The organism is Morganella psychrotolerans (genome assembly GCF_001676055.1).
GTDB lineage: Bacteria > Pseudomonadota > Gammaproteobacteria > Enterobacterales > Enterobacteriaceae > Morganella > Morganella psychrotolerans_B.
Genome location: NZ_LZEX01000044.1, coordinates 82,165 through 102,791, shown reverse-complemented (window position 1 = coordinate 102,791; position 20,627 = coordinate 82,165). Strand labels below are relative to the sequence as shown.

Annotated in this window: 15 protein-coding genes and 1 pseudogene; 5 read left to right on the top strand and 11 right to left on the bottom strand. The window is 48.9% G+C overall.

Annotation, left to right across the window (positions count from 1 at the left end; all coding sequences use genetic code 11):
- Positions 1-39: 39 nt before the first annotated feature.
- Entirely contained in the window at positions 40-1,005 is a 966-nt protein-coding gene (locus AYY17_RS18505; protein WP_067426224.1) for a CYTH domain-containing protein, read from the bottom strand.
- A 228-nt stretch (positions 1,006-1,233) separates the two neighbouring features.
- On the opposite strand from AYY17_RS18505, the gene AYY17_RS18500 reads away from it, so the two are divergent.
- Positions 1,234-1,851, top strand: a complete 618-nt coding sequence (locus AYY17_RS18500) for a TIGR04211 family SH3 domain-containing protein (RefSeq protein WP_067426367.1) — start codon at positions 1,234-1,236, stop codon at positions 1,849-1,851.
- A gap of 25 nt (positions 1,852-1,876) precedes the next feature.
- Complete coding sequence (locus AYY17_RS18495) at positions 1,877-3,052, top strand: multifunctional CCA addition/repair protein (protein ID WP_067426222.1); 1,176 nt, start codon at positions 1,877-1,879, stop codon at positions 3,050-3,052.
- Between the two features lie 41 nt (positions 3,053-3,093).
- Here the strand turns inward: AYY17_RS18495 and exbD are convergent, their stop codons facing one another.
- Complete coding sequence (exbD, locus tag AYY17_RS18490) at positions 3,094-3,516, bottom strand: TonB system transport protein ExbD (RefSeq protein ID WP_067369432.1); 423 nt, start codon at positions 3,514-3,516, stop codon at positions 3,094-3,096.
- 6 nt (positions 3,517-3,522) lie between these two features.
- Complete coding sequence (exbB, locus tag AYY17_RS18485; protein WP_067426221.1) at positions 3,523-4,464, bottom strand: tonB-system energizer ExbB; 942 nt, start codon at positions 4,462-4,464, stop codon at positions 3,523-3,525.
- A gap of 341 nt (positions 4,465-4,805) precedes the next feature.
- Between exbB and AYY17_RS18480 the strand changes: the two genes are divergently transcribed.
- The 3 genes from AYY17_RS18480 to dkgA all read left to right on the top strand — a co-directional run bounded on the left by AYY17_RS18480 (position 4,806) and on the right by dkgA (position 7,663).
- Positions 4,806-5,504, top strand: a complete 699-nt coding sequence (locus tag AYY17_RS18480) for a DedA family protein (protein ID WP_067426219.1) — start codon at positions 4,806-4,808, stop codon at positions 5,502-5,504.
- Positions 5,505-5,649: 145 nt separating this feature from the next.
- Positions 5,650-6,807 carry an alcohol dehydrogenase gene (gene yqhD / locus AYY17_RS18475; RefSeq protein ID WP_067426217.1) on the top strand — a complete coding sequence of 386 codons (1,158 nt, stop codon included), beginning with the start codon at positions 5,650-5,652 and terminating at the stop codon, positions 6,805-6,807.
- Between the two features lie 31 nt (positions 6,808-6,838).
- Complete coding sequence (gene dkgA, locus AYY17_RS18470; protein WP_067426365.1) at positions 6,839-7,663, top strand: 2,5-didehydrogluconate reductase DkgA; 825 nt, start codon at positions 6,839-6,841, stop codon at positions 7,661-7,663.
- A 506-nt stretch (positions 7,664-8,169) separates the two neighbouring features.
- Here dkgA and AYY17_RS21955 read toward each other — a convergent pair.
- From AYY17_RS21955 to ileS, 8 genes and pseudogenes are all read right to left on the bottom strand, one after another.
- The gene (locus AYY17_RS21955) at positions 8,170-9,363 is read right to left on the bottom strand and encodes a YadA C-terminal domain-containing protein (RefSeq protein ID WP_067426215.1); all 1,194 of its coding nucleotides are present in this window, start codon (positions 9,361-9,363) and stop codon (positions 8,170-8,172) included.
- 202 nt (positions 9,364-9,565) lie between these two features.
- Positions 9,566-12,792, bottom strand: a pseudogene (gene carB / locus AYY17_RS18460) (carbamoyl-phosphate synthase large subunit).
- A gap of 15 nt (positions 12,793-12,807) precedes the next feature.
- A complete protein-coding gene (gene carA / locus AYY17_RS18455) occupies positions 12,808-13,947 on the bottom strand; it encodes a glutamine-hydrolyzing carbamoyl-phosphate synthase small subunit (RefSeq protein ID WP_067398823.1) in 1,140 nt (379 codons plus the stop codon).
- Between the two features lie 432 nt (positions 13,948-14,379).
- Positions 14,380-15,195 (bottom strand): 4-hydroxy-tetrahydrodipicolinate reductase, encoded by an 816-nt coding sequence (gene dapB / locus AYY17_RS18450; RefSeq protein WP_067426213.1) that lies wholly within the window; start codon positions 15,193-15,195, stop codon positions 14,380-14,382.
- A 305-nt stretch (positions 15,196-15,500) separates the two neighbouring features.
- Positions 15,501-16,451: a 4-hydroxy-3-methylbut-2-enyl diphosphate reductase gene (gene ispH, locus AYY17_RS18445; protein WP_067426210.1), complete on the bottom strand. Its 951-nt coding sequence runs from the start codon at positions 16,449-16,451 to the stop codon at positions 15,501-15,503.
- A 303-nt stretch (positions 16,452-16,754) separates the two neighbouring features.
- Positions 16,755-17,186, bottom strand: a complete 432-nt coding sequence (gene fkpB / locus AYY17_RS18440) for an FKBP-type peptidyl-prolyl cis-trans isomerase (RefSeq protein ID WP_067426208.1) — start codon at positions 17,184-17,186, stop codon at positions 16,755-16,757.
- Between the two features lie 60 nt (positions 17,187-17,246).
- Positions 17,247-17,795, bottom strand: a complete 549-nt coding sequence (gene lspA, locus AYY17_RS18435; protein WP_067369461.1) for a signal peptidase II — start codon at positions 17,793-17,795, stop codon at positions 17,247-17,249.
- A 3-nt stretch (positions 17,796-17,798) separates the two neighbouring features.
- Positions 17,799-20,612, bottom strand: a complete 2,814-nt coding sequence (gene ileS / locus AYY17_RS18430; protein WP_067426206.1) for an isoleucine--tRNA ligase — start codon at positions 20,610-20,612, stop codon at positions 17,799-17,801.
- Positions 20,613-20,627: the final 15 nt, after the last annotated feature.

Below are 20,627 nucleotides of genomic sequence, written 5' to 3'. Positions count from 1 at the left end.
TGTCATCAGATTCACATTACAGGGCAACATACCCGTAAATTATATGGCGGGTTCCGCCATCCATAGTGCGAAAATCCATTGCGTGAAAGCCAGTTTACACTGCAACCAGGCTGGACTGAAACAGACATCAGACGCGTTTGCCGCGGTCCCGGAGAGCGCAGCGGCAATGTCTGCCAGCGGGCAGTCACGGACAAAATCCGGGACCGAGCCCGGATAAATATCCGCAAGACTCATCAGTTGTACAACTGTCTGCTGCAATGCGGGCAGTGCGTTGTCTGTATCCAGTAACCACGCCTCTTCCAGGCTCTGCCATTGTTTAATCAGTGCGGTGAGCACATCCGCCACAGCTGCCTGCAGATCCGGTGCTGTTAATAACGCCGGCAGCACCGGTTTTGGTGAGCCCTGTACCAGCCAGTAGCCCCGCGCAGCTTTACTGCGTCCTGCGAGACGTAATCCCGCCAGAGGTGCCAGTACTTTTGCCGCCAGCAGCAGATCCCCGACTGTCCCTTCTTTCAGCTCCAGCTCAAATTCACAGATAGGGGATTGTGCATCACCCGCCACTACACTGCCCTGATCCAGTACGGCTTCCACCAGACTGTTATTAACAGTAAGCAGCCACTTTTCACGGGCAAAATCGGTGGAAAAACGGGTACTGAGTGCAGATTGCAATGCGGTCACATCCGTTTGCACCGGCCAGACATCCGCCGGCAATGCTGATAAATCAAGCTCCTGCAGGGAAAGCGGAATATTATATTCCGGACGCTGATGCAATCCGCCGAGATCATTTCCCGCCGTTTTCAGTGTCATTTCATATTCCGTATCACAACCGCGGATCCGCAGGCCCATATCCCACCCGCGCAGCGTGTCGTCAGCAGTTTCAAAATAGCGGTTAGTCAGACGGACAGCCCGGAAATGCTGATGAGGAAACACCGTCAGTGCGGCTATCGCCGCGGCGATAGCCTCCGGCTTTACTGCAAATTTAAGTTCTGTTTCGTAAGTGTTCATAAACTGTCCCGTAATCTCACTCAGATGATTATATTAACTTTATTTATTCATTTATGATGAAAGTGCCTTTATCGCACCATTAATCACCGGATTTTTTGCTGTTTATCGACGTTATGCCATTTTTTATTCCGCTGTTAAGAATGTTCTCATGGCTGTTTAACGTTTGCACCCGCACACTTAACTCATTAGTATGCTATTTCATAACCAACGAATGATAAGTCTATGACGATGAAAAAACTCGCCTTATTACCTTTGTTCTTTGCAGCCCTTGGCAGCCTGACCGCATATGCTGAAGAAACCCGCTATGTGTCTGATGATCTGTCCACTTATGTTCACAGTGGTCCCAGTGCCCGTTATCGTATCGCAGGTTCACTGAATTCGGGTGAAAAAGTCACCGTAATTAATGTGAATAATGAAACTGGTTTTGTCCAGGTCCGCGACAGTAAAAACCGCGATGTCTGGCTGCCGAAAGAAATGCTGAGTGCCACGCCAAGCCTGAAAGAGCGTGTCCCGGCAATGGAAGAAGAAATAAAAACACTGCGCGGAAAACTCGCCAATATCGACGGGACCTGGAATGACAAGACCTCCGATATACAAAACCGCGTGGCCGCCAGTGATGACATCATCAATAATCTGAAAAAAGAGAATGACAGCCTGCGTAACCAGGTCGTGGTCGCGAAGAAAAAACTCGATGCTATCAGTGTCCAGTTAGATGATAAGCAACGCGATATTATCCTGCAATGGTTTATGTACGGTGGCGGTGTTGCCGGTGTAGGCCTTCTGCTGGGTCTGTTACTGCCGCATATGGTTCCCCGCCGGAAGAAAAAAGATCGCTGGATGAACTGATGCCGTATCAGTTCAGGAGGTTATAGTGGAAATTTACCTGGTCGGCGGAGCGGTCCGCGACACCCTGCTGGGACAGCCTGTTACAGATAAAGACTGGGTTGTGGTCGGTGCCGCACCTGAGACAATGCTGGCACAGGGCTATCAGCAGGTCGGGCGGGACTTCCCGGTATTTCTTCATCCGGTAACACGGGAAGAATACGCACTGGCGCGCACGGAACGAAAAACGGGTGCCGGTTATACCGGATTTGCCTGTTACAGCGCGCCGGATGTGACGCTGGAAGACGATTTACAGCGCCGTGACCTGACCATCAATGCGATTGCACAAGCAGCTGACGGCACACTGTATGATCCGTACCGGGGTACGGACGATCTGCGAAACCGGATTTTGCGTCATGTCTCTGATGCTTTCACTGAAGATCCGTTGCGTGTTCTGCGCGTGGCGCGCTTTGCTGCCCGTTTTACCGCGCTGGGTTTTACCATTGCACCGGAAACCCTGGCGCTGATGACCACCATCACTGAACAGGGCGAACTGACTCACCTTACTGCCGAACGGGTCTGGAAAGAGACAGAAAAAGCGCTGAACAGTGCACATCCGGAGATCTATTTCTCTGTACTGCGCCGCTGCAAAGCCCTTGCGGTTCTGTTTCCGGAACTGGATGCACTCTACCGGGAAACTGACGGACAAACAGATTACGGCACACTGACTGAACAGGCATTGCAGCAGATAACCACGCTGACTGGCAGCACAGAGATCCGCTTTGCCGTCTTATGTCTGTATCTGAGTCATAAGGGGATGACAGAAGGCGTTGCCGCAATTAAGGCGCTGTCAACACGTTTGCGGGTACCAAACCCTGCGCGGGATCTGGCGCTGCTCTCAAGTCGTTTTTATCACTGTGTCCACCGCATCAGCCATCTTAGTGCAGATGATATTATTACGCTGTTTGACAACCTGGATGCCTGGCGGAAACCGGAACGAATTAAGCAGCTTGCCCTGGCAGGTGAAGCAGATTACCGCTGCCGGATGTCACCCGGGACTGATGATTATCTGCCGGGACAGCTGTTATCTGACGCATTTGCTGTCGCGCAGCAGGTTGCTGTCAAACCGGTTATCGATGCTGGCTTTAAAGGGGCAGATATTAAAACAGAACTGACCCGCCGACGCATTGATGCCATCAATGAATGGCAACAAAAAAGCCGCTGATATCAGCGGCTTTTCAGTCATTTAGCTGCGTTATTGCTACGTTATTTATCCGCAGACTCCATACCGACTAATCCGACTTTCAGATACCCCGCTTTACGTAAGGCATCCATAATGCCCATCAGGGTTTCATAATCCACGGTTTTATCCGCCTGGAAGAAAATCGTCGTTTCTTTGTTCGATTCTGTGGTTTGATCCAGAATCTGAGCCAGTGTCTCTTTTGTGACTTCCTGCTCACCAACCAGCAGCTGATTGTCGGCTTTCACTGTCAAAAATACCGGTTTTTCCGGACGCGGCTGTGGTTTTGCCGTTGATGCAGGCAGATTCACTTTGATATCAACCGTTGCCAGCGGAGCCGCTACCATGAAGATGATCAGCAGAACTAACATCACATCAATGAATGGTGTGACGTTAATTTCATGCAATTCGCCGCTGTCATCAAGATCTTCGTTAAGACGCATTGCCATCAGTCATTACCTTGCTTTGCTGTCAGCCAGATCCAGGTCACGACCCAGCCATAAAATTGTGTGAGCCGCCGTGTCACCCAGATCACCACGGAAAGACGAGATCATACGGGCAAAAATATTATAAATAACCACCGCAGGAATAGCCGCAACCAGACCTAATGCTGTTGCCAGCAGCGCTTCAGCAATCCCCGGGGCAACAACGGCCAGGTTTGTGGTCTGGGAGTGTGCAATACCGATAAAGCTGTTCATGATCCCCCAGACGGTTCCGAACAGACCCACAAACGGCGAGATTGCACCAATGGTGGCCAGATAACCGTTACCTCTGCCCATGTGACGGACAACCGCAGCAACAATGCGCTCCTGGCGGAAAATTACGCGATCTTTGGTGCCGGCAGGATCATTACTTTTCTCGGACAGTGTACGTTCTGTCACAGCATCCTTCACCAGCATCCCGGTAATACTGTCTTTCCCGAAGGTTTCAGCAATTTCGGCAGCTTCATCCAGAGAGCGCGCACCTCTCAGTGCCTCGGCCTCACGGCAAATCCGGCGGCGTGACGTGATAAGGTTATACCCTTTGGAAAAGAAAAGTGCCCAGGTAATTATTGATGCAATAATAAGGCCGATCATTACCGTTTTAACGATAACATCCGCTCCCTGGTACATTGAAATAACAGACAGTTCTGCGGCAAAACCCCGGTTATTGTCTGACGGTGCTTCTGTCAGAGTGCCGGTGGTATCCGGAACAGAAACGTCTGTAACCGTACCTGATGCGGCCGGTTGCTCAACCGCAGCGCCTGTGGCATTACCGGCGGCAGATGTCTGAACAGACTGTCCGACGGCGATGGCCGGGCTGTTTGCTGTTGTGGCTGGTGGTGTGGCAGTATTATCCGCAAACGCACTGCCGGTTAAACTTAACGCCAATAGAACAGAAACGGTCAGATTACGCATCAGTTGGCCTTCAACTCTCTTTTGTTATGAACTATTTTTCAGCAAAAAATAAAATATGTTATTCATCGCTACCCATAAAACGAAACCCGCTGATCATACCAAATCTTGTGTGATTTGATAGTAATTATCATTACCGTTTACCAAAAAAAAACCATTTCCTGTTAAAATCACACACGAAAAGCTAAGTGTTTACATCAGTCTGCTGACGAAACGGTCTGGTTTTTGTGCTCTTTATACCGTCAGTGAATCAGAATAAAAACCCGATCAAATCAAACGACTGTTCTTTTTTTGCGATACACTATCTGCATTATGATTCCGGATCTCGTTTTACAGGAAACCTCATGCATAGTTTATCCGAGATTGTGAGCGCGCTCTGGTCGCACGATTTCGCAGCCCTCTCCAACCCCGATGTTATCTGGCTGGTTTATGCCATTCTCTTTACCGTGATTGTTCTGGAGAATGGCGTGTTACCCACCGCCTTTTTACCCGGCGATACCCTGCTGATATTGTCCGGGGCGCTGATAGCCAAAGGTGTGATGGACTTTTTACCGACACTGGCGATTCTGACTGCCGCCGCCGGTCTGGGCAGTTGGCTCGGATTTGTACAGGGGCGCTGGCTGAGTGACACTAAGACCGTCAGGCGCTGGATGATGCAAATACCGAAAAATTATCATCAGAAAGCGGAGGTTTTGTTTAACCGCCACGGACTATACGCTCTGCTGATTGGCCGTTTTCTCGGTTTTGTCCGCACACTGCTGCCACTGCTGGCGGGATTATCCACCCTGCCGAACCGCCGGTTTCAGTTTTTTAACTGGATCAGCGGATTTCTCTGGGTAGCCATCATTACAACATTTGGTTATGTGCTCAATCAGATCCCGTTTGTAAAGGCCCATGAACAGCTGGTGATGACCGCACTGCTGCTGATCCCGGTTTTCTTCCTGGTTATCGGTATTCTTGCCTCTGCGTATCTGTTTATCCGGCATTACCGCAGACGCCGCGCGCTGCTTAACCGCCGCCACCGGCGCGCACACAAAAAATAATCTGAGAGCTCCTGCGGGAGCTTTTTTGTCTGTCTGCCCACTGATATTTACAGCGCATATTCAGATTCAGCATCACACCTTCGCTGAATTACACTACACTTAGTGGTTATCCGCCCCATTTTTCCAAATCATTCACGGAGAAATAATGAACAACTTTACACTTTATACCCCGACTAAAATCCGCTTTGGTAAAGGCCAAATCGCCAAACTCAGCAGTGAAATTCCGAAAGACGCAAAAGTACTGATGCTGTACGGTGGCGGCAGTATCAAGCGTAACGGTGTTTATGAGCAGGTTATAGGGGCGCTGGATGGCTACGATCTTCATGAATTTTCCGGGATTGAACCGAACCCCGCTTACGAAACACTGATAAAAGCCGTCGCGTATATCCGTGAAAACGGCATTAATTATCTGCTGGCAGTCGGCGGCGGCTCGGTTATTGACGGCACAAAATTTATTGCCGCAGCGGTGGATTACCCGGGTGACCCGTGGAAAATCGTTACAAACGGCGGGCAGGATATCCGTAGCGCACTGCCAATTTCCTGTGTTCTGACACTGCCGGCAACCGGCTCTGAAACTAACTGTTTTTCTGTGGTCAGCCGCCGGGAAACCGGGGATAAACAATCATTCGGCAATCCGCTGGTGCATCCGAAATGCGCGATACTTGATCCGCAGACCACCTTTACACTGCCGCCACGCCAGACGGCAAACGGTGTGGTTGATGCATTTATTCACACCCTGGAGCAGTATCTGACCTACCCGGTCAATGCGAAAATTCAGGACAGGTTTGCGGAAGGCATTTTACTGACGCTGATTGAAGAAGGCCCGAAAGTACTGGCAAATCCGGATGATTATGACAGCCGTGCGAATGTGATGTGGGCCGCAACCCAGGCACTGAGCGGATTGATCGGTGCTGGTGTGCCGCAGGATTGGGCAACCCATGCACTGGGACATGAAATTACCGCTCTCCACGGTCTGGATCACGCACAAACACTCGCGATTGTGTTACCGGCTCTGCTGCATGAAAAACGCAAAACCAAACGGGAAAAATTATTACAGTATGCAGAGCATATCTGGCATCTGACTGATGGTTCTGAAGAGAGCCGGATAGAGTGTGCGATTGAAGCTACCCGCGTCTTTTTTGAAGAAATGGGGGTGAAAACCCGCTTTTCCGATTATCAGATAGATGACAGCGGGATCCCGCAATTAGTGGCAAAGCTTATCGAACACGGACAGACTGCATTAGGTGAGCAGCAGGATATTACGCCGCAAGTCAGTGAACGAATTTACCGTGCTGCCGTCTGAAACATCTTTAACGTTTATTACCGGAGGTAACATGAATAAACCCGCACTAATTACCTTATCCGATGGTCATTTGATGCCACAACTGGGATTAGGTGTCTGGAAAGCCGGTAACGATGAGGTGGGCGTTGCTGTCAGCACCGCGCTGGAAACCGGCTATCGTCTGATTGATACGGCTGCAATTTATCAGAATGAAGAAGGTGTCGGTGACGCGCTGAAATCCACTACGATTCCCCGTGATGAACTGTTTATTACCACAAAGTTGTGGAACAGTGACCAGCAGAACGCCGGAAAAGCACTTGAAGAGAGCCTGAAAAAATTACAGCTCGATTATGTCGATCTCTATCTTATCCACTGGCCCGCTCCGGCGGCCGATCACTATGTCAGTGCCTGGGAGCAATTGATTGAGCTGCAAAAATCAGGTCTGACCCGCAGTATCGGCGTGTGTAACTTTGATGTCGGCCATCTGCAACGCATTATCCATAAAACCGGCGTGAAGCCTGTGCTTAACCAGATTGAGCTTCATCCGCTTTTGCAGCAGCGCGAATTGCAGGCATGGAATGCAACTCACTCTATCCATACTGAGTCCTGGAGTCCGCTGGCACAAGGTGGCGAAGGTGTGTTCGATACAGAGATAATTCAGTCGCTGGCAGCAAAATACCAGAAAACCCCGGCACAGATAGTGATTCGCTGGCATTTGGATCGCGGGCTGATTGTTATTCCGAAATCAGTCACACCGATACGGATTCAGGAAAATTTTAATGTCTTTGATTTCCGACTTGAGAAAGAAGAGCTTGCCCTTGTTCAGCAACTCGATACCGGGACGCGCTTAGGGCCGGAACCAAAAGAATTCAATTAATTATACCCTTATTCATTCAAACTGCAGGTGTGTTGGCTACGCTCAGCTAACCGGGTCACATACTAATGTATGCTCCCCGTTTATCTTCACTTACCGCCTGCCTGCATCTTGAATGACGTCGGGTATATATTATTATTTAAAAGTCATTGATATTATTTTTATCGATGACTTTTTATTTTGGTTATAATATAGAGGCTTATTCATCCAATAAAAAAGGGAAATATACCAATAATTGATATATTTCCCAAAGTATGGCAAATATAGCAGGAACAATTATCTCAAATGCAGTAAACCTGTCATTCTCATAAAACATTATACCCGTCAGATTTCAGGATGTATGAGTCCCAAATTATGCAGGGTATATATTCCTGTTAAAAAACAACCCAAAACGCCAATTTGAAAGGAGGAGTATATACCCGACGTCATTCAAAGTGCAGCCAACAAATCTGCGAATTGAATGAATAAGGGTATGAAGAACATGACTATTCAGTCACCATCACACAGCATTACCACTCAAGGTTAACTGCCATGTTGTACATCACATCGTTTGAATCGGTGTATGAAACACCCGTTTTCATCGCGATGTTCTCGTTGAACCGGTAACCGGTTCCCACAGCCACTGCCTGGGTGGAGTTGTATCCTCCCATCGCTGCCGTGATATTCATTTTTCCGATACCGTATGGCTGGAACAAACCATTAAGTGCCGCATTGGCCGCTAAGCCATTATCAAGACGTTCATTGGTTTCCCGCAGATCGTTTTCCAGACCGCGTAAATCCTGTCGGTTTTTCAGCATATCAAGCGCATTTTTCTCGATTTTCACTGTATGTTGATCAATATCTTTTCTGTTCCCGGTGGCAACGTTATTGGTTACATTGGCTTTTTTAGATGCATTACTAACCCGGGTATTCAGTGCATCAACGTCAGCTTCCAGGCGGGTTGTTGCATCCATAATTACACCTGTAACCACTTTTGCTGATTCTATTGTTTTTTCCACTTCCTGAACAGCAAACTCAGTGTGATCGGCCTGACGCTTAAGAGGCTCAATCACATATTCATCATAATCACCCAGGCTATCTCTTACATTATCTTTAATCATACCGGGAATAGTGCCGATAAGCATATTATTATGCAGTGATTTTCGCGTGGTAATGTCCAGTTGAGTATCCAGTTGCTGTGTTTTACTTTCTAATGACTCTGTACGCTGCGCTAACGGTAAAACCTTCTGTTCAAATACTGAGGTGATATGCTCACCAAATTTTTCGTCAACGACTTGCGGCAAGACAGCATCAACATAATCAGGAATAACACTTCCTCTTACATCGTCCATAACCGCATCAATTCTATGACTGTTTTTATCCACCATCTCACTGACAGATGTTATTTTATCATCCAATTTACTATTATCACTAATAGCTAATCGCTGATTTTTGGTAATATCATCCTGAGCAATACCTATACTTTCATTATTATCTCTGATATTTCTTCCGAGATAATTAACTATATAATCTAATTCAGATATACCAACAGCACGATCACCATTTGTTTTTTTATCTGCAAATGTTACAGGATTATCATAATACAAAGAAGTCGTTATAACTTTAGTTATTTTTTTTTCGTTCTGTCGTTGACCATTATGTTCAGCATCTGTTGCATGCACAATTAAAGGGGCAATAATTAAAGCTAATAAATTTTTTTTCACAGGAGAATCCTTATATCTGGTTAGAATTAACTTCCCAAAGTATACCTCCAGTCACTGATAAAAAAATAAACAGAAACTAAACATAAAAAAAAGCAAATTAGATAATTAACATACTAATTTATATTTAATCTAATAGGGTTTAATTATAAGCATATAAAATAAGAAACCCGCCGTAGCGGGTTTCTTATTTTACTTAATCACTTTATTTATTTTTAATCTGGCGGTGCATTTCCTGTACTGAAATAACCCGGTCTGTCGGATCCATATTCAGTGACAGGGTTGTGGCAAACCCACCGTTCATTGTGGTGTCATAATGCACTTTGTATTGCAGGGCACTGCGGCGGATAACTTTAGAGTCCTCAATTGCCTGACGACCTTCAGTAGTATTCACGATGTAATCGTATTCGCCGTTTTTAATTCTGTCCTGAATATGCGGGCGCCCTTCATGCACTTTGTTAACCAGGCGCGGATTAATTCCGGCTTCGCCAAGCACAATCGCCGTACCGTGAGTCGCATCCAGTTCAAAGCCCTGTTTCAGCAGTTTCGCCGCGAGATCCACCACCCGGGCTTTATCCCCTTCGCGGACAGAAAGCAGAGCACGACCTTTCTTTTTCAGAGCGGAAGAGCTGCCGAGCATGGCTTTGGCAAAGGCTTCCGCAAAGGTGCGGCCTACGCCCATCACTTCACCCGTTGAGCGCATTTCCGGCCCTAAAATCGGGTCTACACCCTGGAATTTATTAAACGGCAGAACCACTTCTTTGACCGAGTAATACGGCGGGATCACTTCTTTTGTTACGCCCTGCTGTGCCAGTGTTTGTCCTGCCATGACACGCGCCGCCACTTTTGCCAGCGGCACACCGGTCGCTTTTGAGACAAACGGGACAGTACGCGCCGCACGCGGGTTTACTTCAATCAGATAACTTCGTTATCTTTTACCGCAAACTGGGTATTCATCAACCCGCGCACACGCAGTTCCATCGCCAGTTTTCTGACCTGGTCGCGCATTACATCCTGAATTTCCTGACTCAGTGTGTAAGCCGGTAAAGAGCATGCAGAGTCGCCTGAGTGAACACCCGCCTGCTCTATGTGCTCCATAATGCCGCCAATCAGCACCTGTTCACCGTCACAGATAGCATCCACATCCACTTCAATCGCATCATCCAGGAAGCGGTCGAGCAGTACCGGTGCATCATTTGACACACTCACGGCGTTCTGGAAGTAACGGCGCAGGTCAGTTTCGTCATAGACGATTTCCATTGCGCGCCCGCCCAGCACATAGGAAGGGCGCACCACCAGCGGATAACCAATCTCTTTTGCGCGTTCAGCCGCCTGCTCAATATTAGAGACAGTCGCATTCGCCGGTTGCTTCAGCCCTAAGCGAACAACAGCCTGCTGAAAACGCTCGCGGTCTTCGGCGCGGTCAATCGCATCCGGACTGGTACCGATAACCGGCACACCGGCAGCTTCAAGGCTGCGCGCCAGTTTCAGCGGAGTCTGTCCGCCGTACTGAACAATCACACCGGCCGGTTTTTCAACCCGTACAATTTCCAGCACATCTTCCAGGGTTACCGGCTCAAAATAGAGACGATCTGAGGTATCATAGTCCGTGGAAACCGTTTCCGGGTTGCAGTTCACCATGATAGTTTCGTAGCCGTCTTCGCGCAGCGCCATGGCGGCGTGAACACAGCAGTAGTCGAATTCAATGCCCTGACCGATCCGGTTAGGCCCGCCACCGAGGATCATGATTTTCGGTTTATCATCATTCGGCTGTGCTTCGCACTCTTCTTCATAAGTCGAGTAAAGGTAAGCCGTATCTGTCGCAAATTCTGCCGCACAGGTATCCACCCGTTTGTATACCGGCCAGAGCTGATAGCTGTCACGCAGTTTGCGGATTTCCGTTTCCGCGACACCCACCAGCGTTGCCAGGCGGGTATCCGCAAAACCTTTGCGTTTCAGGTGACGCAGAAATTCCGGTGTCAGCCCGTTAACACCGACCTCAGCCACCTGCTCTTCCAGACGAACCAGTTCTTCGATTTGAACCAGGAACCAGCGGTCAATATTTGTCAGATTAAAAACACCATCGACAGACAATCCGGCACGGAAAGCATCCGCGATATACCAGATACGCTCAGCGCCTGCTTCTTTTAGTTCGCGGCGGATTTTTGTCAGTGCATCCGGTTCATCCAAATTGACTTTCGGGTCAAACCCGCAAGCGCCGACTTCCAGACCACGCAGGGCTTTTTGCAGTGATTCCTGAAACGTGCGCCCGATTGCCATCACTTCACCGACAGATTTCATCTGGGTGGTAAGACGGTCATTAGTACCGGCAAATTTTTCAAAGTTAAAGCGCGGGATTTTTGTCACAACATAGTCGATGGATGGCTCAAACGACGCCGGTGTCAGTCCGCCGGTGATGTCATTTGATAATTCATCGAGGGTATAGCCGACCGCCAGTTTTGCCGCAATTTTTGCAATCGGGAAACCGGTCGCTTTTGATGCCAGAGCGGAAGAGCGGGAAACACGCGGGTTCATCTCGATAACAATTAAACGTCCGTTTTTCGGGTTTACCGAGAACTGAACATTCGAGCCGCCGGTTTCGACGCCGATTTCACGCAGCACTGCCATCGAGGCATCGCGCATGATTTGGTATTCTTTGTCTGTCAGAGTCTGTGCCGGTGCTACTGTAATGGAGTCGCCGGTATGAATCCCCATCGCGTCAAAATTTTCAATGGCACAAACGATAATGCAGTTATCGTTTTTATCGCGCACCACTTCCATTTCATACTCTTTCCAGCCAATCAGTGATTCATCAATCAGCAATTCATTGGTAGGAGAGAGATCCAGCCCGCGTGTACAGATTTCTTCGAATTCTTCGCGGTTGTAAGCAATACCGCCGCCGGTGCCGCCCATGGTAAATGACGGGCGGATAATGCACGGAAAACCGACTTCATCAGTCACCGCGAAGGCTTCTTCCATCGTGTGTGCGATGCCGGAGCGCGCAGTGTCCAGCCCGATTTTTTTCATTGCGATGTCAAAACGACGGCGATCTTCTGCTTTATCAATCGCATCGGCGGTGGCGCCAATCATTTCGACGCCAAATTCTGCCAGCACACCATGGCGCTCAAGCTCCAGCGCACAGTTCAGTGCGGTCTGTCCGCCCATGGTCGGCAGCACTGCATCAGGGCGCTCCTTTTCGATGATTTTGCGCACCACTTCCCAGTGAATTGGCTCGATGTATGTCGCGTCCGCCATTTCAGGGTCGGTCATAATGGTTGCCGGATTGGAGTTCACCAGTACAACACGATAGCCTTCCTCGCGCAGCGCTTTACACGCCTGTGCGCCGGAGTAGTCAAATTCACACGCCTGGCCGATAACAATCGGACCGGCGCCTAAAATCAGGATGCTTTTAATATCAGTACGTTTTGCCATTTTTTCTGCTCCTGATTAGTGACGGGCGTTTTTCATCAACTCAATAAAGTGGTCAAACAGCGGTGCGGCATCATGCGGTCCCGGGCTGGCTTCCGGGTGTCCCTGGAAGCTGAATGCCGGTTTATCATTGCGGTGAATACCCTGTAATGTGCCGTCAAACAATGACTTATGTGTCACGCGCAGCGTATCAGGCAATGTTGCTTCATCCACAGCAAAACCATGATTTTGCGCGGTGATCATCACCACACTCTTTTCAAGATCTTTGACCGGATGGTTACCGCCGTGGTGACCAAATTTCATTTTGATGGTTTTTGCACCACTGGCGAGTGCCAGCAACTGGTGTCCCAGACAGATGCCGAACAGCGGAATATCGGTTTTCAGGAAGCTGCGGATAGCGTCAACAGCATAGTCACACGGTGCCGGGTCGCCCGGACCGTTGGAGAGAAAAATACCGTCCGGTGCCATTTTCAGCACCTCTTCCGCCGGAGTCTGTGCCGGAACGACGGTCAGACGGCAACCTCTGTCCACCAGCATCCGCAGAATATTGCGTTTGGCTCCGAAATCGTATGCCACCACATGAAATGGCAGTTCATCTGTGTTTTTATCTGCAGGCAGGCCACCTTCCAGTGTCCATGAACCCTGAGTCCAGGTGTACGGCTGACGGGTAGTGACTTCTTTCGCCAAATCCAGTCCGTTCAGACCACTGAAACTCTGTGCATTTACCAGTGCCTGTGCAGCGTCCGGGTGTTCTCCGGCAATAATACAGCCGTTCTGTGCGCCTTTTTCGCGCAGCAGGCGGGTCAGTTTGCGGGTGTCGATATCAGCAATGGCCACTACATTGTGGCGCTTCAGGTAATCAGACAGGTTCTCTTCACTGCGGAAATTGCTGGTGATAAGCGGCAGGTCGCGGATTACCAGACCCTGAGCATAAACACCTGAGGATTCTTCATCAGCACTGTTAGTGCCGGTATTGCCGATGTGGGGATAAGTGAGAGTGACTATCTGGCGGGAATAAGAGGGGTCGGTAAGAATTTCCTGGTACCCCGTCATCGAGGTATTAAAAACAACTTCGCCGGTAACGGCTCCCTCAGCGCCGATGGCGCGCCCGTGAAATGTGGTTCCGTCTTGCAGAACCAGGATCGCTGACTTAAACAAAACACCCTCCGGAAGAATAATAAATCACATTTAATGCATATTAATTCAGAATCGGGCTATAAAGCAATGCCGGAATGAACTTTTAATCAATTTTCGGCAAATTGGGCGCATTCTAAAGAGCCGGCGGGCTGTTGTCCAGAAAAAAAATGTTTTTTTATCTATTTTTAATCATCATGACAAAAAAATCAGCAATCAGGGCAATAACATTACCTCATAATGGGATTTAAACTGAATTTTGTATGACATTAATGAAAAAACAAAGGAAAGGCAGAAAAAGTATAACAAAGGGCATAAACAGGTATGAAAAAAAGACAATAATGATATATATCTTATAAAAACACGCATTTAACTATAGAAACAAATAAAAAATAAATATCAGCAATTTTTATAATTTAATTGCTGATATATCAATAAAATAAAAAACAATATTAATTACAAATCATCAAGACCAAGCACGTCTTTCATATTAAATAATCCGGATTTTTTATCACTTAACCAAAAAGATGCCTTTACTGCACCATTTGCAAATGTCATCCGGCTGGATGCCTTGTGACTAATCTCTACGCGCTCACCAATATCCGCAAACATAGCAGTATGCTCGCCCACAATATCACCGGCACGGACAGTGGCAAAACCGATACTGTGACGCTCGCGCTCTCCGGTATAACCTTCACGACAATATACCGCGCAATCTTTCAGATCACGACCCAGCGCACCGGCAATTGACTCTCCCATCGCAAGTGCAGTACCGGATGGCGCATCCACTTTATGGCGGTGATGTGCTTCAATGATTTCGATATCGGTATAGTCGCCCATCACTTTGGCTGCTTTTTCTAACAGTTTCAGGACTAAATTGACGCCAACACTGAAGTTTGCTGCAAAAACAACAGGGATCTGCTTCGCTGCCTGCGCAATAGCTGATTTTCCCGCATCATCAAAACCGGTGGTGCCGATAATCATACCTTTGCCGTGTGCCGTACAAAAAGCCAGATGCGCAAGTGTGCCTTCGGGCCGGGTGAAATCGATCAGGATATCAAAGTTATCTTTCTGACTGTTCAGATCACTGGCCAGTGTGATCCCGTTATGTCCGATCCCCGCAAGTTCACCGGCATCGGTTCCGGTAAGTGATGACCCTTCACGCTCAAATGCCGCGCCCAACACCACATCATTACTCTGTGCAATCGCCTGAATTAACTGCCGTCCCATGCGGCCTCCGGCACCGACAACAGCGACCCGTGATTTACTCATGTTGTTATCCTCAGTTGTTTTATACCCTTATTCATTCAAACCGCAGGTTTGTTGGCTGCGCTACGCCCGCCGGGTCACATACTAATGTATGCTCCCCGGCAATCGGAGCTTGCCGCCTCCCTGCAACTTGAATGACGTTGGGTATATATATCTGTGTACCGGCAGATTAACGGGTGTCTGTGATGATTACCAGTTACCTGCTGTTATCATCAGAAAATCACAATATTGCCCGCAGATTATCAGTAAAACTGTATTTCCCCGGTTTCAGGCAAAAAAAAGCAGAACCTGCGTTCTGCTTATTTGTATCAGACTTCTTTAATATCGACCCGCAGCTCTTTCGGCACCTCGAAGATAATATTCTCTTCGCGGCCTTCCAGTTGCCGGACATCATCCGCGCCCAGTTCCTGTAAACGGCGGATCACCTGCTGAACCAGGACATCCGGCGCGGAAGCACCGGCAGTCAGCCCGATAGTATCCACACCCTTCAGCCAGTCAGGGGAGATATCATCCGCAGAATCAATCAGATAGGATGGTTTACCTACCCGTTCAGCCAGTTCGGCAAGACGATTGGAGTTTGACGAGTTTTTTGATCCCACCACCAGCACCAGATCGGCTTTTCCGGCCAGATCCCGCACCGCTTCCTGGCGGTTAGTGGTTGCGTAGCAGATATCATCTTTGCGTGGTCCGATAATCTTCGGAAAGCGGGCATTCAGAGCATCAATCACTTCAGATGTATCATCAACGGACAATGTGGTTTGCGTCATAAAGCTGAGGTTGGCCTCATCTTTAACCTGCAATTTCCACACATCTTCCGGGGACTCCACCAGATACATGCCGCCTTCCGGGTTACTGTATTGCCCCATTGTCCCTTCCACTTCCGGGTGGCCGGCGTGGCCGATCAGAATCGCTTCTTTGCCTTTGCGGCTGGCGCGGGCAACTTCCATATGAACTTTCGTTACCAGCGGACAGGTGGCATCAAACAACATAGTGAGATTACGGGAGCGCGCTTCCTGGCGGATCGCCTGCGACACACCGTGTGCAGAGAAGATAAGGATAGCGCCGTCCGGTACTTCTGCGATTTCTTCAATAAAAATCGCCCCACGCTCACGCAAATCATTCACCACATAGCGGTTATGCACAACTTCATGGCGGACATAAATAGGTGCGCCATACAGTTCAAGTGCTCTGTCCACAATACTGATAGCACGGTCAACCCCCGCACAAAAACCCCGTGGGTTTGCCAGTAAAATACGCACGTTCAGCCTCCGGAACATCACCCTGACGGGTAATAAAACAAAAAATCAACATTTGCGCAATACTATACCAGAGCAGTCACTCTGGCCGTAATGCTAATTATCGCTATACCCTTATTCATTCAAGCTGCAGGTGCGTTGGCTACACTCAGCCCGCCGGGTCACATACTAGTGTATGCTCCCCGTCTGTCTTCCCTTGCTGCCTTCCTGCATCTTGAATGACGTTGGGTATATAACCTTTATTCATTACTCATTCAAACCACAGATTCGTTGGCGGCATCCTGAATGACGTTGGGTATATATGAATTATTCGGTGACTTCACGGACAATTATGTCAAACGTGATGTCCTGCCCGGAAAGAGGGTGGTTGAAATCCACTTCAACGGACTCATCCGAGACGGATTTGACAAGTCCGGGCATTTCGCTGCCGTTCATCGCACTAAACAGCATAATTGTGCCGGTTTCAGGTAAACCAGTCTCTGTAAAATCAGCCGGAGAGAAAAATTGAATAAGATCCGGGCTTGGCTTGCCGAAAATAGTCTCACCGGGCAGCGTGAAGGTTTTTTTATCCCCGGCTGACAACCCGAGCAGTTCCTGCTCGAGTTCCGGTGACAAACTGCCGTCACCCAGGCGGAACAGTGCCGGCTTACCCTGTGCTTCTGTGGAGTCGGCAACGGAACCATCCGCCAGTTTTAAGGTGAAATCCAGTAATACGCTGTGATGTTTTTCTGCCTGCATTATTATTATCGCCTCTGTACCAGATAAAAAATATCCGCCGGAAGGCGGATATTTTCTTAATCAATCAGATGATGGTGTTTTGCTTTCCGGTTTATCTTCCGGCTTATCTACCGGTTCAGCGTGCTTCTTACCATCCGGAATAAAGCTTTCGATGATAATCAGCCCCGCCCCGATGATAATCCAGGAATCCGCCAGATTGAATGTCGGCCAGTGCCAGTCACCGACATAAAAATCGATGTAATCCACCACAAAACCGTGCATCAGGCGATCGAGTAAATTACCAATCGCCCCGCCGATAATCAGTGCATACGCAATATTGCTGATTTTATTGCGCGCACTGGTGCGGTACATCATCACTAACAAGGTGACGGAAATACCGATTGCCACGACTGTGAAGAACCAGCGCTGCCACCCGCCCTGTGAGGCGAGGAAGCTGAATGCGGCACCATAGTTGCGAACATAGGTCAGATTAAAGTACGGGATCAGCGGTGAGGATTCATGCAGCCCGAAATTCGATAATACGAGCTGCTTCGAGATGATATCCAGCACCAGAACCAGTACAGAGAGCCATAACCAGCGCAATCCGGTAGAACACAGTGTTTTTTTCATTTATCAGGCAAACTTACGTTCTTCACCGTTTCCGGCTACGTTAGTGACACAGCGACCGCACAGTTCCGGATGTGCACTGTCCTGACCAATATCAGACGCATAATGCCAGCAGCGCGGACATTTACTGCCTGCCGCTTTATTAAAGCCGATGCGCAGACCGTCCAGCTCACTGTTTACCGCACTTTCCGGTGCATCAGACAGCGGTTTCACATCTGCCTGAGAGGTCAGCAGCACAAAGCGCAGCTCGTTACCCAGTTTGTTAAGTTTCGCTGCTAATGCATCATCTGCATACAGCGTCACCGCCGCTTCGAGTGAACCACCGATAAGTTTATCCGCACGCGCCTGCTCCAGCACTTTATTGACTTCACCGCGCACCGCCAGCAGCGTTGCCCAGTAATCATCATTCATGCTTTCCTGTTCGTTCAGACCAAACAGGCCGTCATACCACTCTTCGGTAAAGACATACTGCGCACGTTTGCCCGGCATCTCATTCCAGATTTCATCTGCCGTAAAGGACATGACCGGCGCCATCCAGCGTACCAACGCTTCAACAATGTGATACAGCGCGGTCTGGCAACTGCGGCGTGCCAGTCCGTCACTTTTCGCGGTGTACTGACGGTCTTTGATGATATCCAGATAGAATGACCCCATCTCAACCGAGCAGAACTGCATCAGACGCTGAACAACTTCATGGAAATCATAGGCTTCATACGATTTTAGCATATCATTCTGAGCTGCAAGCGCACGGCCCACTGCCCAGCGGTCTGCCACAATCATCTCTTCCGGTTTCACCATGTCGGTTTCCGGATTGAAACCATTAAGGTTTGCCAGCAGGAAACGTGCGGTATTACGGATTCGGCGGTAAGAATCCGCAGAGCGCTTCAGAATTTCATCAGATACGGCGATCTCGCCCGAATAATCTGTTGATGCTACCCACAGACGCAGGATATCCCCGCCCAGTTTGTTCATCACATCCTGCGGACTGACTGTATTGCCCAGGGATTTGGACATTTTACGTCCCTGACCATCGACAGTGAAGCCGTGAGTCAGTACTTCGCGGTAAGGCGCTTTGCCTTTCATCGCAGTAGACAGCATCAGTGAAGACATAAACCAGCCACGATGCTGATCCGAACCTTCCAGATAGATATCCGCAGAATTGCCATGGAATTCAGGGCGTGCGTCAATCACAGAGGAGTGTGTTGATCCTGAGTCAAACCAGACATCCAGGGTATCCGGCACTTTTTCATAGATATCAGCGTCATCGCCCAGCAGGTCACGCGGATCAAGATCCCACCATGCCTGAATACCGTGCTCTTCCACACGTTTGGCAACCGCTTCCATCAGCTCTAATGTGCGCGGATGCAGTTCCTGAGTCTCTTTATGAACGAACAGGGACATTGGTGTGCCCCATGTGCGCTGACGGGAGATACACCAGTCAGGGCGGTTTTCCACCATAGCGGTAATACGTGCTTCACCCCAGCCCGGGATCCACTTAACGCCTTTGATTTCACTCAGCGACTGCGAACGCAACCCATTGATATCCATCCCGATAAACCACTGCGGCGTGGCGCGGAAGATAACCGGTGTTTTATGACGCCAGCAGCACGGATAGCTGTGAGAAATATTTTCACTGTGCAGCAGTGCACCTTTCTCTTTCAGCAAATCAAGGATGATATCGTTGGCTTTCAGCACAAACACGCCATCGAGTGACGGATAGGTTCCGTTCACATAACAACCGTTCGGACCAACCGGATTGGCAGTTTCCAGACCGTATTTCTGACCGATAACATAGTCATCAGGACCATGGCCGGGTGCTGTATGAACCGCCCCGGTACCCGCTTCCAGTGTAACGTGGTCACCCAGAATTGCCGGAACATCAAAGCCCATAAACGGATGATTAAAGCGCAGCAGTTCCAGGTCACTGCCTTTGCAGTCAGCCAATACGATCCAGCTTGTAATACCGGCGCGTCTCATGACACTTTCAATCAGGTCGGCTGCCAGGATAACCAGTTCGTCATTAATACGGACTAACTGATAATCAAATTCCGGATTCAGTGAAATAGCGCGGTTCGCAGGTAATGTCCACGGTGTGGTGGTCCAGATAACCAGCGACAGCGGCAGACCTTCGTTTCTCACACCAAATTTGGCACAGACAGCATCTGCATCAACGGCCGGGAAGCGCACATCGATGGATGGCGAGGTTTTGTCGTAATATTCGACTTCCGCTTCTGCCAGAGAAGAGGCGCAAGATGTACACCAGTGAACCGGTTTTGCCCCTTTCACCAGATGGCCATTGGCAATCACTTTTGCCAGTGCGCGGATAATATGGGCTTCAGTTTTGAAATCCATCGTCAGATACGGATGATCCCAGTCGCCCAGCACGCCTAAGCGAATAAAGTCCGCTTTCTGACCTTCGATCTGCTCTTTCGCGTATTCACGGCAGGCAGCACGGAACTCAGCCGGAGTGACTTTGTCACCCGGTTTGCCGATAAGCTGCTCTACTTTATGTTCAATAGGTAAGCCGTGGCAGTCCCAGCCCGGGATATACGGGGAGTCAAACCCTGACATGCCTTTGGATTTAATAATAATATCTTTGAGAATTTTATTTACTGAGTGACCAATATGAATGCTGCCGTTTGCATACGGAGGGCCGTCATGCAAAATAAAGGTTTTTTTACCTGTTTTCGCTTTACGGATCGCCTGATACAAACTGTCTTTGTACCAGCGTTTGAGCATATCAGGTTCGCGCTTTGCTAAGTCCCCGCGCATCGGGAATCCTGTTTCCGGAAGATTCAGGGTATTTTTATAGTCACTCATCAGTTTCTCAGTTCC